The 535-nt window shown below is 46.2% G+C and carries 1 pseudogene; it reads left to right on the plus strand.

Features of this window, described 5'->3' with window-relative positions:
- Positions 1-248 precede the first annotated feature (248 nt).
- Positions 249-535, plus strand: a pseudogene (faeH, locus tag BEA93_RS24625) (F4 (K88) fimbria minor subunit FaeH); the annotation flags it as partial.

Raw genomic sequence — 535 nt, forward strand, 5'->3', positions numbered from 1 at the left:
GTTACTGTTTCTTACCAGTAATTCAGCAGAGTCCGGCAGTAAACACTCCCCCGTTTACTGCTGACTAAAAATTCAGGTCACTGTTTCCGGTGACCTGAATATACGGAACCGCCATGTCGGAACAGGTGTTTTTTTCTGTCGGAATGCGTTGTGACGCATGTCGGTTCTGTATTGTTTTCAGGGGGAACACGTTTGAATGATCTGGTTTTTATTTTTATGTACTCCGGAACAGAGCAGAGTAAATAACAATGAAAATAGCGCATCATTATAAATCCCTTCTTTCAGCCATTATTTCGGTGGCCCTGTTTTATTCGGCAGCACCACATGCAGATATTCTTGATGGTGGCGAAATCCAGTTTAATGGCTTTGTTACTGACGAAGCACCGAAATGGACCTGGCAGATAAGCTCGCCGGACCAGACCTGGGCAGTGGATACTGCTGATGCGCGTACAGATAACGGGCAACTGGTTTTTAATTTGCGTGATAAAGGGGCTCTGCCGTTTCTGGAGGGACATCTGCATGAAGTGGCTGAGCG

It is taken from the genome of Escherichia sp. MOD1-EC5950, from assembly GCF_002965345.1.
GTDB lineage: Bacteria > Pseudomonadota > Gammaproteobacteria > Enterobacterales > Enterobacteriaceae > Escherichia > Escherichia marmotae.